The 15,394-nt window shown below is 71.6% G+C and carries 16 protein-coding genes; 5 read left to right on the forward strand and 11 right to left on the reverse strand.

Annotated elements, in window-relative coordinates:
• Positions 1-483, forward strand: a 483-nt coding sequence (locus tag AB0O28_RS26405) for a DUF222 domain-containing protein (RefSeq protein ID WP_363644583.1), incomplete at its 5' end; no start/stop codon positions are given.
• Positions 484-630: 147 nt separating this feature from the next.
• Here the strand turns inward: AB0O28_RS26405 and rraA are convergent.
• Complete coding sequence (rraA, locus tag AB0O28_RS26410; protein WP_363644585.1) at positions 631-1,113, reverse strand: ribonuclease E activity regulator RraA; 483 nt, start codon at positions 1,111-1,113, stop codon at positions 631-633.
• Positions 1,114-1,238: 125 nt separating this feature from the next.
• Here rraA and AB0O28_RS26415 point away from each other — a divergent pair, with 125 nt between their 5' ends.
• The gene (locus tag AB0O28_RS26415) at positions 1,239-2,231 is read left to right on the forward strand and encodes a hypothetical protein (protein WP_363644587.1); all 993 of its coding nucleotides are present in this window, start codon (positions 1,239-1,241) and stop codon (positions 2,229-2,231) included.
• Between the two features lie 20 nt (positions 2,232-2,251).
• Here AB0O28_RS26415 and AB0O28_RS26420 read toward each other — a convergent pair whose 3' ends face one another.
• From AB0O28_RS26420 to mshB, 4 genes are all read right to left on the reverse strand, one after another.
• Positions 2,252-3,208: an MBL fold metallo-hydrolase gene (locus tag AB0O28_RS26420; protein WP_363644589.1), complete on the reverse strand. Its 957-nt coding sequence runs from the start codon at positions 3,206-3,208 to the stop codon at positions 2,252-2,254.
• A gap of 155 nt (positions 3,209-3,363) precedes the next feature.
• Entirely contained in the window at positions 3,364-3,801 is a 438-nt protein-coding gene (locus tag AB0O28_RS26425; protein ID WP_363644591.1) for a hypothetical protein, read from the reverse strand.
• A gap of 37 nt (positions 3,802-3,838) precedes the next feature.
• Entirely contained in the window at positions 3,839-4,273 is a 435-nt protein-coding gene (locus AB0O28_RS26430) for a DUF6113 family protein (protein ID WP_363644593.1), read from the reverse strand.
• A gap of 10 nt (positions 4,274-4,283) precedes the next feature.
• On the reverse strand, positions 4,284-5,189 hold the full coding sequence (mshB, locus tag AB0O28_RS26435; protein ID WP_363644595.1) for an N-acetyl-1-D-myo-inositol-2-amino-2-deoxy-alpha-D-glucopyranoside deacetylase: 906 nt from the start codon (positions 5,187-5,189) through the stop codon (positions 4,284-4,286).
• Between the two features lie 42 nt (positions 5,190-5,231).
• Between mshB and AB0O28_RS26440 the strand changes: the two genes are divergently transcribed.
• Positions 5,232-7,307 (forward strand): DPP IV N-terminal domain-containing protein, encoded by a 2,076-nt coding sequence (locus tag AB0O28_RS26440; protein ID WP_363644597.1) that lies wholly within the window; start codon positions 5,232-5,234, stop codon positions 7,305-7,307.
• 3 nt (positions 7,308-7,310) lie between these two features.
• On the opposite strand, the gene AB0O28_RS26445 is transcribed toward AB0O28_RS26440, so the two are convergent.
• Both AB0O28_RS26445 and AB0O28_RS26450 read right to left on the reverse strand, forming a co-directional pair.
• Entirely contained in the window at positions 7,311-9,059 is a 1,749-nt protein-coding gene (locus AB0O28_RS26445) for an ABC transporter ATP-binding protein (protein WP_363644599.1), read from the reverse strand.
• Between the two features lie 2 nt (positions 9,060-9,061).
• A complete protein-coding gene (locus tag AB0O28_RS26450) occupies positions 9,062-10,768 on the reverse strand; it encodes an ABC transporter ATP-binding protein (protein WP_363644601.1) in 1,707 nt (568 codons plus the stop codon).
• 100 nt (positions 10,769-10,868) lie between these two features.
• On the opposite strand from AB0O28_RS26450, the gene AB0O28_RS26455 reads away from it, so the two are divergent.
• Positions 10,869-11,102 (forward strand): RNA polymerase subunit sigma-70, encoded by a 234-nt coding sequence (locus AB0O28_RS26455; protein ID WP_363644603.1) that lies wholly within the window; start codon positions 10,869-10,871, stop codon positions 11,100-11,102.
• Complete coding sequence (locus AB0O28_RS26460) at positions 11,103-11,666, forward strand: Clp protease N-terminal domain-containing protein (RefSeq protein ID WP_363644605.1); 564 nt, start codon at positions 11,103-11,105, stop codon at positions 11,664-11,666.
• On the opposite strand, the gene AB0O28_RS26465 is transcribed toward AB0O28_RS26460, so the two are convergent.
• The 4 genes from AB0O28_RS26465 to AB0O28_RS26480 form a co-directional block, all read right to left on the reverse strand.
• Entirely contained in the window at positions 11,663-12,013 is a 351-nt protein-coding gene (locus tag AB0O28_RS26465) for an STAS domain-containing protein (RefSeq protein WP_363644607.1), read from the reverse strand. The genes AB0O28_RS26460 and AB0O28_RS26465 overlap by 4 nt on opposite strands.
• 124 nt (positions 12,014-12,137) lie before the next feature.
• Positions 12,138-12,584, reverse strand: coding sequence for an STAS domain-containing protein (locus AB0O28_RS26470; protein ID WP_363644608.1), 447 nt, complete (start codon positions 12,582-12,584; stop codon positions 12,138-12,140).
• A 114-nt stretch (positions 12,585-12,698) separates the two neighbouring features.
• Positions 12,699-13,439, reverse strand: coding sequence for a succinate dehydrogenase/fumarate reductase iron-sulfur subunit (locus tag AB0O28_RS26475; RefSeq protein WP_363644610.1), 741 nt, complete (start codon positions 13,437-13,439; stop codon positions 12,699-12,701).
• On the reverse strand, positions 13,436-15,367 hold the full coding sequence (locus AB0O28_RS26480) for a fumarate reductase/succinate dehydrogenase flavoprotein subunit (RefSeq protein WP_363644932.1): 1,932 nt from the start codon (positions 15,365-15,367) through the stop codon (positions 13,436-13,438). Before AB0O28_RS26480 ends, AB0O28_RS26475 begins: the two co-directional genes overlap by 4 nt.
• Positions 15,368-15,394 lie beyond the last annotated feature (27 nt).

Genomic DNA, 15,394 nt, shown 5'->3' on the forward strand with positions numbered 1-15,394 from the left:
TCGGCGGAGCAAGGGCCGGCGACAGGGCTGGGTCCGGGGGCGAAAACATGGCCGGGGGCGTTGCTGGGCAGGGCGCCGGGGCTGCTGCTGGCCACGGGGCAGGTGCTGCCGGTCTCCGGCGTGCACCGCCTGGCCCGTACCTCCACCCTGGTACGCCTGGTCATGAACGCCGACGGACAGGTCCTCGACATGGGCCGAAAAGTCAGGCTGGCCACCCCGGCCCAGCGGCGGGCGGTCTTCGCCCGCTACGCCACCTGCTGGATCGACGGCTGCCCCCTGCCCGCCACCATGTGCCAGATCGACCACGCCGACAACTGGAGCACCGGCGGACTGACCGACCTGAAGCTGCTCGGCCCGGCCTGCCAGTTCCACAACCGCGACCGCTACCAGCACCCCGAGCGCTACACCCGCCACACAACCGGCAAAGACCGCTGGGCCTTCACCTACCACCACCCCACCCGAGCCCCGAGGCGGCGAGACTGAACGCGACTGCGGAACGGCACGCGTTACGGCGCGAGTTACGGCTCCCGATGACCGTGCCCGAGCAACCGGCCCACTGGCCGCATGCCGGGCACTGGCCTACACGCCGGCTGCTGGCGCACGCGGGGCACCGGCCGGACATCGGCCTGCTCAGGCGTCGAGGCGGTGGTCGCTGATGACGATGCCGTCCTCGTCGCTGTAGAGCCATTCTCCCGGGGCGAAGGTCACGTCCCCGAAGGTCACCGCAACGTCGACCTTCCCCAGGCCCGTCTTGGCGCTCTTGCGGGGGTTGGCGCCGAGCGCCTTGATGCCGAGGTCGAGCCCGGCCAGCGCCGCCGTGTCCCGCACGGCGCCGTTGATCACTACGCCCGCCCAGCCGTTCCGCACGGCCGAGGTCGCGATCAGGTCGCCGAGCAGAGCCGCGCGCAGTGATCCGCCGCCGTCGACCACCAGTACGCGTCGCTTGCCCGGCGTCGCGAGCACCTGCTTGACGAGCGCGTTGTCCTCCAGGCACCGGATCGTTGAAATCCGTCCGGAGAATCTCGTGCGAGCGCCGTACGAGCGAAACTGGGTGACGCAACTGCGCAGCGCGTCGCCATGAGTGTCGTAGAGATCAGCGGTCGCGAAGCTCATGCCCGCATTGTGGCAGGGTCGTCCGGGCCGCTGCCGCCGCCCGAAAACGTGCCATTCGCCAATCAGTAATGTATGTAAATGTCTTATGTATGTGGGCAGGACTCGCACGGTAGAAGATGACAGCCGTGAAGAATGCCTCACGCTTTCGTCCGCTTCCGCCCGCCGGAGCCGCCGCGTTCGCCGCGACCGCCGTGTTCGCCGCTACCGGGCTCAGCGGGTGCCAGACGAGCGCCACCGCCGCCACCATCCCCACAACCGCGACCCTTCCCACAACCGCCACCGCCGCCGCGTCGCCCGCGCCGTCCGGCGGGCAGACGGCCGACGACGCGGTACGCAGGGTCGAGAAGGCGGTGTTCCCTCTGGACGCCTTCGGACCGACTCCCGAGCAGCAGGCCCGGCTCACCAATGCCGTGCGTCATTCGATGGCCCTGTGCGCGAGGAGGTTCGGCATCCAGGGTTACGACGACACGCCGTTGCCGCCGCTGCGCGACCCGGCGCCGAGGACGCGACGATACCTGTTCGTCGATCCTGCCCTCGCCGCCCGCTACGGCTACTACCGCGTGCCCCTGCCATCGGACAAAAGCGCGTCAAAGGGGAGGCCGGAGAGGATGGACACCGGTCTGACGCCGCTCGAGGAGCAGGCCGTCCTGGGCGGAGGGAATGGACCGAAGACGGTGCGGGGCGTCCGCGTGCCGGAGGGTGGCTGCCTCGGTGAGGCCAACCGGCGCGTGATGAAGGGAGTCCCGCCCGAGAGCGAGTGGCTGGTCGTCCGGCTGCAGTCACAGGCGTACGACAGGGCGCTCAGGGATCCTCGGGTGAAGGCGGTGAACGCGGAGTGGAGCGCCTGCATGAAGAGGGCCGGCCACACCTACCCGACGCCCGTCGAGGCGTGGGAGGACCCGCGCTGGCGCGGCCCCGTCGACGCCCGGCAGCGGGCCACCGCCGCGGCGGACATGCGCTGCAAGCTTCGGGTGGACTACCTGACCGTACGGGTGACGACGGAGATCACGGCCCAGCGGGCGATCGTCAAGGCTCACCGCCCGGAGCTGCGGACCTTCCGCAAGCAGCTGCGCACCCGGCTGGCCAACGCCGCGTCGATGCTCGGAGAACGGCCGTAGCGCCGGGCGACGACGCCCGATCAGGGCAGCGTACGGCTCTCGCCGACGGCGAGGTCCCACAGGTCGGCGGGGTCGAGGCCGCGGGACTCCCACACGGCCCGGGCCTCGCGTACCGGCTCCAGCAGCGGTTCGCCCGACAGCACGAACGTGCCCCAGTGCATGGTGGCCATCCGCCGCGCGCCCACGTCGAGGCAGCCCTGCACGGCCTGGGCGGGGTCGACGTGCGAGACCTTCATGAACCAGCGCGGCTCGTAGGCGCCGACCGGCATCAGGGCGAGGTCGATGCCCGGGTAACGCTCGCCGATCTGGGCGAACCGCTCCCCGTAGGCCGTGTCGCCGGCGAAGTAGACCCGGTGCTCGGGGGAGGTGAGCACCCAGCCGCCCCACAGGGTGCGGCAGGTGTCCCACAGCGTACGGCGGCTCCAGTGGTGGGCCGGCACGAAGTCGAACGTCACATCGCCGAGACGGGCCGACTCCCACCAGTCCAGCTCGGTCACGTGGCGGAAGCCGCGCCGCCGGAACCACCCCGCGAGTTTGGCCGGCACGAAGACGGCGGTGTCCCTCGGCAGGCGGCGGATCGTCGGCGCGTCAAGGTGGTCGTAGTGGTTGTGGCTGATCACGATCGCGTCGATCTCCGGCAGGTCGGACCAGGCGACGCCGGGAGGGGTCAGCCGCTGGCGCACGCCGGGGATCTTGCGAGACCACACCGGATCGGTCAGCACGGTGAGCCCGCCGATCTGGAGGACGAACGTCGCGTGGCCGACCCAGGTCACCACGGTCTCGGTCGCGGCGGCGCGGGGCAGGCCGACCCGATGGACCGGAATCTGGTCGCTGTCACCGATGTCGGGCCGTAGCTGCCCGTGCCACATGACGCTCGTGACCTCGCGGAAGTCCGGGAGGGGGGCGGTCAGCCTGTCGGCGAAGCTGGACGGCCATCGGCGGGGTTCGGCCGGACGCACGGCCGGCGCACTCGGCACATTCGGAACGGGAGAAACGGGGATTTCTGGGGCCTCAGGGCTTTCCGGATGAATCGTCTGCGACATGGGGAACTCCCTTCCGCTTCCCATGATCCCCACAGAGCCGAAAATATTCCTCCTGCGACCGGTCGATTCCGCGCACGTTCACTCCGTCTTCAGGTGGAACGCGACCTCCTCCACGTTCTCCTCCACCAAGGACGCACCCGGGGATAGCCGCCGTCGTCGAGACCGGCCATCCGCTCGAAAAGGTTCCATGAGGCCGGATGGCCGCAGACGGCGTACGAGAAGGCCGAGGCGAGCACGTACAGCAGGAGCATGGGCAGGCCGACGCAGAACGCGTACTGAGTGGCGTGGCGGGATTCATGGTCGAGCAGGCAGCCGGTGAGATAGCCCTCCCCGTGTTTGGTCAGGATGACGTTGCCCACGGTGAACGCACCGGCGACGGGAAAGGGAATGCGATAGCCGTGCGCGTAGACGAGGCCGCGCTCCCCTGCGCGGGTGCGCGCTCCGCCGATTCGCGCGATCAGCAGCCCGAGGGGTGTGGAGAGGTTGACGTAGTTGATTATCTGCCGGAACCGGTGCGACCGCCGCATGCCCCCAGGATCCGCGACCGCTCCCGCACAGACAAGCTCACGCGCGGCCGTACGACCTGAGCATCCACGAGCTGGTGGAACGGGTGGCGACCACGGCCGCCGCGACGGCGACGGCGCCGCCATAGAGGTACCAGTAGCCGGCTGAGTTGCCCGCGATGGCGAGGTCGCCGGCCCGCTGCGGCGTGGACAACAGGAACGACACGAGGAGCCAGCCGACGCCGGGGACGAGCGCGCCCAGCTTGCCGCCCATCAGCCTGCCCATGCCGTACGGCACGGCGAACAGCACCGCCAGCCAGGCGATCGCGGCGACCGGCACCTGCCCGGCGTACCACGCGTGCTGGAAGCCCCCGACGACGCCGAGCACCAGGCCAAGCAGGAAGAGCACGCCGTACGCCGCGCCGGTCACGGCCCCGGCCAACGGGCTGGGGGCGTCCTCGGTCGTTTCGACGCCGATATGCGTCTCCTGCGTCATGTCGACCAACTTAGTCGATGCCGGCGAACAGGTCGGCCTCGCGGTTGTACGGCTCGCCCAGGCCGCCGACCTCGGGCGGAGCGCCGATGCCGGGCCGGCCGGGCACCCCCGCGCGCAGGATGAAGTGCTCGACCCCGAGGGCCTGCTGACCGACGTTGTTCGAGAGCGCGAACCACGGCGCGTCCACGGCGATCTGCGTCGCGTGCGCCCGCATCGCGTCGAGCTTGGCCTCCACGTACGGCCGGGCGTCGATCTCCGTCGTCACGTCCTCGTCCGCGCATCCCGGCATGTCGTCGATCGACTCCGGCACCCAGAACTCGACGTCGGCCTCGCGCATGGTCTCCATGGTCCGCCGCAGCACCGACTTCGGCATGGCGGTGAGGTAGAACTTGGCGACCCGCCACGGCTCACCGCCGGGGAACGCGGGGTCGGCGGCCAGTTCGAAGGCCCGCCAGGAGACGCGGTGCGCCTGGATGTGGTCGGGATGGCCGTAGAAGCCGTTCTCGTCGTAGGTGACGAGAACCTGGGGCCTGACCTCGCGGATCACTTTCACCAGCTCGCCCGCGGCCTCGTCGAGGCCGGCCTGCCAGAAGCAGCCGGGACGGTCGTTGGTCGCCGCGCCCATCATGCCCGAGTCGCGCCAGCGGCCGGCCCCGCCGAGGAACCGGTGATCGGTGACTCCGAGCGCCTTACAGGCGGCGGCCAGCTCGCCGATGCGGTACTGACCAAGGGTGTCGTCCCTGTCGGCCGCGTGGTGGGCGAGTTCCGGGGGGATGACCTCGCCCTCCTCCCCCAGGGTGCAGGTCACGAGCGTCACGTGCGCGCCCTCGGCGGCGTACTTGGCCATGGTCGCGCCGGTGCCGATCGTCTCGTCGTCGGGGTGGGCGTGCACGAGCAGCAAGCGGCGGTCGGTCATGTCTCCGAGGGTAGTGCCCCCATGCTGGCAGTATGAGGAGCTATGACGGAGAGCTTCCCACGGTTGCATGCCAGGACCCGGCGGTTCACCCTCGGGGTGCCGCGCAACTTCACGATCTCCCCTGACGGCGGTCGCGTGACCTTCCTCAGGACGAGATCCGGCACCGATCCGGTGACCTGCCTGTGGGAGCTGGACGTCGCGTCCGGAACCGAGCGGCTCGTCGTCGACCCCCTCGCCCTGGGCGCCGCCGACGAGGACCTGCCGCCGGAGGAGCGCGCCCGCCGCGAGCGGTCGCGGGAGTCGGCGGGCGGCGTGGTGGCCTACGCCACCGACCGGGAGGTCCGGCGGGCCGTGTTCGCGCTGTCGGGCGAGCTCTACCTGGCCGACCTCGCCTCGGGCGAGGCCGGCGAGGTAGAGGTGCGGCGGCTCCCGGCGGCCGGTCCGGTCATCGATCCCCGGCTCGACCCCGCCGGCGCGCGGGTCGCGTACGTCACGGGCGGCGCCCTGCACGTGCTGGAGGTCGCTACCGGAGCCGACACCCTGCTCGCCGAGCCGGAAGGCGACCTGGTCGCCTACGGCCTCGCGGAGTTCGTCGCGGCCGAGGAGATGGAGCGGATGCGCGGCTACTGGTGGTCGCCCACCGGCGACCGCCTGCTGGTGTCCCGCGTGGACGAGTCGCCGGTGACCCTGTGGCACATCGCCGACCCGGCCAACCCCGGCCGTCAGCCGGTCCCGCAGCGCTACCCCGCCGCCGGCACGGCCAACGCCGAGGTCACGCTGCACGTCATCGGGCTGGACGGCGCGCGTACGGCGGTGCCGTTCGAGCAGGAGTACCTGGTGACGGCGGCCTGGGACGCCCACGGCCTCGCGATCGTCACGTTGTCGCGGGACCAGCGGACCATGCGCCTGCTGTCCGTCGACCCGGACACGGGCGGGACGACGCTCCTGCGCGAGGACACCGACCCCGCCTGGGTGGACATCGTCGCCGGCGTCCCGGCCCGCCTGTCGGACGGCACCCTGGTCTGGGTGGCCGACGCCGACGGCGGCCACCGCCTCGTGGTCGGCGACGAGCCGGTGACGCCGCCGTCGCTGCAGGTCCGCGCGGTGCTCGACGTCGACGGCGACACCGTGCTCTTCTCCGCGAGCGGCGAGCCCACCGAGATCCACCTGTGGACGTACTCGGCGGGCACCATCAGCCCGGTGACCACCGAGCCGGGCGTCCACTCCGGCCGCCGCGCGGGCGGCGTGACGCTCGTCGCCCGGCAGAGCCTCGACACCGAGGGAACGGCCGTGTCGATAGGGGGAGTATCGATCGCGTCCCTCGCCGAGCGGCCCGGCCTGGAACCGCGCGTGTCGCTCGTCCGGGCGGGCGCGCGCGAACTGTCCACGGCCGTCCTGCTGCCCTCGTGGCACGTGCCCGGCTCGGGCCCGCTGCCCGTCCTCATGGACCCGTACGGCGGGCCGCACGCCCAGCGGGTGTTGTCTGCCCGGCGGATGTTCCTGGAGTCCCAGTGGTGGGCCGAGCAGGGCTTCGCGGTGATCGTGGCCGACGGGCGGGGCACGCCGGGGCGCGGCCCTGCCTTCGAGCGCGAGATGCTGCACGACTTCACGATCTCGCTGCAGGACCAGGTGGACGCCCTGCGGGGCGTGGCGGCCCTGCACCCCGATGACCTCGACCTGTCGCGGGTGGCGATCCGGGGCTGGTCGTTCGGCGGCTACCTCGCGGCGCTCGCGGTGCTGCGCCGCCCGGACGTGTTCCACGCCGCCGTCGCGGGGGCCCCGGTCACCGACTGGCGGCTGTACGACACCTGTTACACCGAGCGCTACCTCGGCCACCCCGACGAGGGCCACTATGAAAGGTCATCGCTGCTGGGAGACGCCGAGAAGGGAGACGCAGAGAAGCTGGAGCGGCCCCTGCTGCTGATCCACGGCCTGGCCGACGACAACGTGGTCGCCGCGCACACGCTGCGGCTGTCGTCGGCCCTGCTCGCGGCGGGCCGCCCCCACACCGTGCTCCCGTTGTCGGGCGTCACCCACATGACCCCGCAGGAGGTCGTGGCCGAGAACCTGCTGCTCCTGCAGCTCGACTTCCTCAAGAAGTCGCTGACCACGAGCTGACGCTCAGCGGGCGGTGCCGTGCCAGCTGTCCCACAGCGCGGCATAGGCGCCGCCCGCCGCCACCAGCTCGTCGTGCGAGCCCAGCTCGCTGATCCGGCCGTCCTCCACCACGGCCACCCGGTCGGCGTCGTGCGCGGTGTACAGCCGGTGCGCGATGGCGATCACCGTACGGCCCTCGAGCACGGCCGCGAGCGACCGCTCCAGGTCGCGGGCGGCCCGCGGGTCGATCAGCGAGGTGGCCTCGTCCAGCACGAGCGTGTGCGGGTCGGCCAGCACCAGCCGGGCGAGCGCCAGCTGCTGCGCCCGGGCCGGCGAGACCGCCGCGCCGCCGGAGCCGACCGCGGTGTCCAGCTCCTCGTCCAGAGTCGCCACCCACTCCCAGGCGTCCACGGCCTCCAGCGCGCGGCGCACGTCGGCGTCCGAGGCGTCGGGCCTGGCGATCAGCAGGTTGTCGCGCAGCGTCCCCCGGAACACGTGGTGCTCCTGGGTGACCAGGGCGACGTGCCCGCGCAGCTCGTCGAGCGGCAGCTCGACCAGCGGCACCCCGCCGACCGTGACCGACCCGCTCCCCGGCGCGTGCACCCCGGCGATGAGGCGGCCCAGCGTCGACTTGCCCGCCCCCGAGGGCCCGACCATGGCCAGCCGCTCCCCCGGGCGTACGTCGAGGTCGATGCCGTGCAGCACGTCGCGGCCCTCGCGGTAGGCGTACCGCACGCCGCTGACCTTCAGCTCCTCCCCCACCGGCCGGGCCTCGCCCGCGATCCGGTCGTCGGGCACGTTGGCGACCCCCAGCAGCCGGGCCATCGAGGCCCCGCCGACCTGGAGCTCGTCCACCCACGACAGTAGCCGGTCGAGCGGGTCGATGAGCTGCTGGACGTAGAGCGTGGCGGTCGTCACCTGGGCCACCGTCACCCAGCCCTCGATGGACAGCAGCCCGCCGATGAGCAGGGTCGCCACGACCGGGATCACGTAGCCGAACTCGACGGCGGGGAACCACACCATGCGCAGGCCCAGGGTGTACCGCTCCGCCGCGAACGACCGGGCGATGTCCCGGTCGGTACGGTCGCGACGGCGCCTGTCCAGCCCCAGCGCCTCGATCGTGCGCGCGCCCTCGACGGTCTCGGCAAGTCCTTCGGTCATGTCGGCGTACGCCGCGTTCTCCCGCAGGTAGCCGTCCCTGGCCCGGTTGAGGTACCACCGGGTGGCGCCCCACAGCAGCGGCACGGCGACCAGCGACGGCACGGCCATCACCGGGCCGACGAGGATCACCGCGCCGACGACGAAGATCCCGGTCACGACCGCGATCAGCGTCTCGGGCACGGCGTGCCGTACGGACCGGGACAGCGCGTCCACGTCCCTGGAGGTCCGGGTGATGAGGTCGCCGGAACCGGCCCGCTCGACCGTCGAGAGCGGCAGCGCGAGCACCCGGCCGACGAAGTCCTCCCTCAGCTCGGCCAGCACCTTCTCGCCCAGTCGCGACGACGCGTACACCGCGAACCTGACCAGCACCGCCTGCGCGGCCACGAAGGCGGCGATGGCCAGGGCGACGGCGTCCACGCGCAGGTCGGCCCGGCCCTCGGCCAGGCCCTCCACCAGGTCGCCGAGCATGCGGGGCGCGACCAGGCCCGCGACCGCGGCCAGGGCGTGCAGGGCCAGCGCCAGGCCGAGTTCGCGCGGATACTTCAGTGTCAGCCGCCGGGCGTAGGCGCGCACCTGCGCCCGGTCGGCGACCGGCAGGATCTCGCGGGCCATGCTCAGCCTTCCCCTCGCGTCAGTTCACGTGTGACGGTCGCCCGATATCCCGGCTCGCTGTCCAGCAGCGCCCGGTGGGTGCCCTGGGCCCGCACCGCTCCGTCCTCGACGTACAGCACGTGGTCGGCCCGGTCGAGCACGAGCGGGCTGCTCGTGCAGACGAGGGTCGCGCGGCCCGCCCGCGCCTTGCCCAGCCGTTCGGCGACGCGCGCCTCCGTGTGCGCGTCGACGGCGCTGGTGGGCTCGACCAGGATGAGGATCTCCGGATCGGCGAGCAGCGCGCGGGCCAGCCGCAGCCGCTGCTGCTGACCGCCGGAGAACTCGCGGCCCGACTCGGCCACGTGCGCGTCGAGGCCCTCGGGCAGCGCCGCCACGATGTCCTCGGCGCACGAGGCGTACAGCGCCTCGCGGACGTCCTCGTCGCCGGCCGTGCCCCGCACGTCCAGCTCGTCGCGCAGCCGTCCGGTGAACAGCCGCGCGCCGTTGTCGGCCAGCAGGATGTGCCGCCTGACCTCGGCGAGCGGCAGTTCCGCCAGCGGCGCGCCGCCGAGCGTGACGTCGCCGGGGGCGAACCCGCCCAGGCGGTCGGCGACGGCGACGGCGTCCTCCGGCGCGGCCGCCGCGACCGCCGTGAGCCGGCCGGGCCGGACCTCGACACCCGACTCGCCGTCGCGGAGCGCGCCCGCCCGGGCCGGGAATCGGCCGTCGCCGCCCGTGATCTCGGGTTCCAGGGACAGGATGCGGCAGACGCGGCGCGCCGCCACGTGCCCCTTGGTGAGCTTGTCGGCGGCCTCGGTCAGCGTGCGCAGGGGCGCGATCAGGAAGACCGCGTAGCCGTAGAACGCAACGAGCTGACCGGGAGTGATGCGGCCCTCGAGCGCGAAGTGCGCGCCGAGCCAGGTCACGCACGCGATCAGCACGCCGGGCAGCAGGATCTGGGCGCCTTCGAGCAGGGACTCCACCGAGGCCACCCGCACCCCCGCCCGCCGTACGCGTTGCGACTCCTCGCGGTAGCGCGCGGCGAAGACCTGCTCGCCGCCGACGCCGCGCAGCACCCGCAGGCCGGCGACGATGTCGGCGGCCCGGGTGGCGAGGTCGCCCTGCAGGTCGCGCTGCTCGTGCTGGCGCCGGTGCAGCGGCTTGAGCAGAGGCCCCACCGCGGCCGCCATCAGCGGCACTCCGATCAGCACGACCAGGCCCAGCGGGACAGAGGTGGCGATGAGGATCACGGTCACCGCGACGACGGCGACGGCCGCGCCGGTGCCGCGCAGGAGGATGTCCATGGCGTTGCCGATGTGCGCGATGTCCGAGTTGCCGACGCTGACGACCTCGCCTGTCGACAGGCGTTTCGGCAGCGTCGCCCCGAGCCTGGCCGCCTGCCGTACGGTCACCTGGACGGTGCGGTAGGCCGCCGACAGCCATGCGAAGGTCGCGAACCGGTGACGCGTGACGCCCGCGACCGCCTGGACCACGCCGAGGCCGAGCACCACCAGCGACCACTTGATCAGCGTGCCGGCGTCCCGCGCGGCCATCGCGTCGATCGCCTTGCCCAGGGCCGCCGGCACGAGCGCCTGCCCCAGCCACCACAGCACCGCCAGGCCGGCTCCGGCCAGCATCGGGCCGGCCTGGCCGCGCGCCACCCACCACAGGTAACGCAGCGGCCCGCGGGCGTCGGGAGTGCCGGGATCGGCCACAGGAAGAGCGCGCATAGTCGTTCCAGGCTCGCAAAGACGCAGGTGGGCGGGCAAATCGTTTTCTCGCGTCAACCAGGGTTGACACGCATGGGATTGTCAACCTATGTTGACAGGCATGAGCGATACGGCACAGCTGGCGAGCGACGCCGGCAGCCGCGATCCGGCCGTCGGCCTACGGGCCGTACGGGCGCTGCGGCTCCTGGTGGACCGGCTCGAAGCGCTGCAGGTGGAGAACGCACGCACCGCGGGATGGTCGTGGCAGGACATCGCGCTCCTGCTCGGGGTGTCCCGGCAGGCGGTGCACAAGAAGTACGCGGGCGGGCGAGGACTGCTGAGACGGGAGAAGTAGATGCTGGAGAGGTTCACCGACGACGCGCGGCAGGTCGTCATACACGCCAACGAGCAGGCCAGGGAACTCCGGCACGGGCAGGTGGGCACCGAGCACATCCTGCTCGGCCTGCTGAGCCGCCCGGAGACGACGTCCGCCCGGCTCCTCACCGCCCGCGGGGTCACTCATGAGCGGGTGCGGGCCGAGGTCGTCCGGATCCTCGGCGACGCCACCGGCGGGGACATCGACGCCGAGGCCCTGGAGACGATCGGCATCGACCTGTCGGCCGTCCGGGAGAGGGTCGAGGAGGTCTTCGGCGTCGGGGCCCTCGACCGGGAGCCGCGCCGCGACCGTCGGGGGGCGCTCCTCAGCGGGCGCCGGGCCCCGTTCGGCCCGCGGGCCAGGAAGACGCTCGAACTCGCGCTCCGCGAGGCCGTCGCGCTCAAGAGCAAGGACATCCGCGACGGTCACATCCTCCTCGGTGTCATCCGGGAGGGCGAGGGCCTGGGCGTCCGCATCCTGACCGACGCCGGAGTCGACCTGGCGGAACTACGGACGGACGTCAGGAGCGCCCTGACCCCTTAGTCATTCAGGGCCGCCAGGGCGTCCGCGGGGGTGTCGTAGATGGGGAACGCCGCGTGCAGCCCGGTCACCGTGAGGATCCTCCGGAAGACGCCCTTGACGCCGGCGAGTTTCATGAACCCGCCCGCCTCCACGGCGCGATCATGCGCCTCCAGCAGCAGCCGCAGGCCCATGGAGTCGCAGAAGGTCAGCTCGGATGTGTCCACGACCAGCCGGGTGCCGCCCTCGTCCGACAACTTGCCGAACACGGTGCGCAGCCGCTCGCCGGAGATCACGTCCAGTTCGCCGATCAGGGTGACGAGCGTGTGCGTCGGCTCATGGCTCACCGTGACGCCAAGTCTCGTCGTCATCCCTGTCCTCATCCCGAGATCTCAAAGATCTACAGAGAAGTTACACCTCTAGATACCCCGGCAGGCGGGGGGAGGCAAGGCTACCAATTCACCCGCGTGGAGGAGCGGGACAGGACGGGCGGGCTCAGCGGTCGCCGGCGGTCTCGTACAGCCCGCCCGAGCCGGCGTCCGAGTCGCCGCCGGGCCGGGACTGACGCGGCCCGGCGTCCGCCGCCTGCGCGAGCGCTTCCGAGGCCGTCGCGGACTGTTCGAACACGTTGCGCAGGCCGGTGATCGTCAGAACGCGGCGCAGCACGCCCTGCACGCCGCTGAGAATCAACCGGACGTTCAGGGCCTGACCACGCTGCAACGCGGAGATCAGCTCGCTCAGCCCCCGCGAGTCGCAGAACATGAGCCCGGCGACGTCGAGCACGAGGACGGACGTCCCCGGCGACTCCCATATCCGGTGCAACTCGTCGTGGAGCAGGTGAACGGTGCCGGCGTCGAGATCGCCTTCCACGCGCACGACGACAGCGGCGCCATGGACCGCGGACGCGACCTTCAAAGTGGAACGTGGACCGGTCACGGACATGCTCTCTCCCTCGCCTGCGGGATCACGGCAGGCGTGTTACGCCGACACAGAGCACACGTTACCCGGGAGGCGGGTCGATTATGTTACGGCCGACCGGCCCACGTCACTCGTCCGCTACTTGGAAGCGGCCTTCAGGTAGTCGGCGTTCATCTGAGCGATCGTGTCGAACGGGATGCCCTTCGGGCACACCGCCGTGCACTCGCCGGTGTTGGTGCAGCCGCCGAAGCCCTCGGCGTCCATCTGCTCGACCATCGCCCGGGCGCGGGACTCGCGCTCCGGCTGGCCCTGCGGCAGCAGGCTCAGATGAGTGATCTTCGCCGCGGTGAACAGCGAGGCCGAACCGTTCGGGCAGGCGGCGACGCACGCGCCGCACCCGATGCAGGTGGCGGCGTCGAAAGCGGCGTCGGCATCGGCCTTCGGCACCGGGACGGAGTGCGCCTCCGGGGCGGACCCGGCGGGAACGGTGATGAAGCCGCCCGCCTGGATGATCCGGTCGAACGCCGACCTGTCCACGACGAGGTCCTTGACCACCGGGAACGCCGCGGCACGCCACGGCTCGATGGTGATGACGTCGCCGTCCTTGAAGTGCCGCATGTGCAGCTGACAGGTCGTGGTGAGCTTCTGCTCGCCGTGCGCCACGCCGTTGATGACCATGCCGCACATGCCGCAGATGCCCTCACGGCAGTCGTGGTCGAAGGCGACCGGGTCGTCGCCCTCGAGAATCAGCCGCTCGTTGAGGACGTCGAGCATTTCCAGGAACGACATGTCCGGAGAGACGTCTTCGACCCGGTAGGTCACCATCCGTCCCTTGTCCGACGAGCCGTTCTGCCGCCAGATCTTGAGGGTCAGGTTCACTTGTAGCTCCGCTGGGTCATCTTGACGTACTCGTAGTTGAGCTCTTCCTTGTGCAGGACCGGGCCGTCCGGGGTCCACTCCCACGCGGCGACGTACGCGAAGTTCTCGTCGTCGCGCAGCGCCTCGCCGTCCGCGTCCTGCGACTCGGCCCGGAAGTGGCCGCCGCACGACTCCGTACGGTGCAGGGCGTCGACGCACATCAGCTCGGCGAGCTCGAAGAAGTCGGCGACGCGGCCGGCCCGCTCGAGCGCCTGGTTGAGCCCCTCGGAGTCGCCCGGCACCTTGACGTTGTTCCAGAACTCCTCGCGCAGCTCGGGAATGCGCTCCAGCGCCTTGCGCAGCGACTCCTCGGTGCGCTCCATGCCGCAGTACTCCCACATGATGCGGCCGAGCTCGCGGTGGTAGGAGTCGGCGGTGCGGTCGCCGTTCACGGACAGGAGCTTGTCGATCTTGTCCTGGACGGCCTTCCTGGCCTCCGCGACGTCCCCCTCCTCGACCGGCCCGAACGCGCCGGCCCCGGCGAGGTAGTCGCCGATCGTCGTCGGCAGCACGAAGTAGCCGTCCGCCAGGCCCTGCATCAGCGCCGAGGCGCCCAGGCGGTTGGCGCCGTGGTCGGAGAAGTTGGCCTCGCCGATCACGAACAGCCCGGGGATCGTGGACTGCAGGTCGTAGTCCACCCACAGCCCGCCCATCGTGTAGTGGACGGCCGGGTAGATGCGCATCGGCACGTCGTACGGGTTCTCGCCGGTGATGCGCTCGTACATCTCGAAGAGGTTGCCGTACTTCTTCTCGACGGCCTCCCGGCCCATCCGCCTGATGGCGTCGGCGAAGTCGAGGTAGACGCCGAGCCCGCCGGGGCCGACGCCGCGGCCCTCGTCGCAGACGTTCTTGGCGGCCCGGCTGGCGATGTCACGGGGCACGAGGTTGCCGAACGCCGGGTAGATGCGCTCCAGGTAGTAGTCGCGCTCGTCCTCGGGGATGTCGCCCGGCGCGCGGTTGTCGCCCTTGCGCTTGGGCACCCAGACGCGGCCGTCGTTGCGCAGCGACTCCGACATCAGCGTCAGCTTCGACTGGTGGTCGCCGCTCTGCGGGATGCAGGTCGGGTGGATCTGCGTGTAGCAGGGGTTGCCGAAGTAGGCGCCCTTCTTGTGCGCCCGCCAGATCGCCGTGGTGTTGCAGCCCTTGGCGTTGGTGGACAGGTAGAACACGTTGCCGTAGCCGCCGCTGGCGAGCACGACGGCGTCGGCGAGGTGGGTCTCGATCTCGCCGGTGACCATGTCGCGGACCACGATGCCCCGGGCCCGGCCGCCGCTGACGATCAGCTCCAGCATCTCGTGGCGGGTGTGGACCTCCACGTTCCCCGCCGCGACCTGCCGCTCCAGGGCCTGGTAGGCGCCGAGCAGGAGCTGCTGGCCCGTCTGGCCCCGGGCGTAGAAGGTGCGCGACACCTGGGTGCCGCCGAAGGAGCGGGTGTCGAGCAGACCGCCGTACTCGCGGGCGAACGGCACGCCCTGCGCCACCGCCTGGTCGATGATGTTCACGCTGACCTGGGCGAGGCGGTACACGTTCGACTCGCGGGCGCGGTAGTCGCCGCCCTTGACCGTGTCGTAGAACAGCCGGTAGACGCTGTCGCCGTCGCCGCGGTAGTTCTTGGCGGCGTTGATGCCGCCCTGCGCGGCGATCGAGTGGGCCCGCCGGGGCGAGTCCTGGTAGCAGAACGACTTGACCTTGTAGCCCAGCTCGCCGAGCGTGGCCGCGGCGGAGCCGCCGGCCAGGCCCGTGCCGACCACGATGACGGTCAGCTTGCGCTTGTTGACCGGGTTGACCAGCTTGGCCTGGAAACGGCGCGTGTCCCAGCGGTCCTCGATGGGACCCTCCGGCGCCTTGGTGTCCCGGATGGGCTCACCGACCCGGTACTGCCCGACGATGCCCGGCGCCGTGTCCAGGGTCTCCTG

Source organism: Microbispora sp. NPDC088329 (genome assembly GCF_040685655.1).
In the GTDB taxonomy this organism is placed as follows: domain Bacteria; phylum Actinomycetota; class Actinomycetes; order Streptosporangiales; family Streptosporangiaceae; genus Microbispora.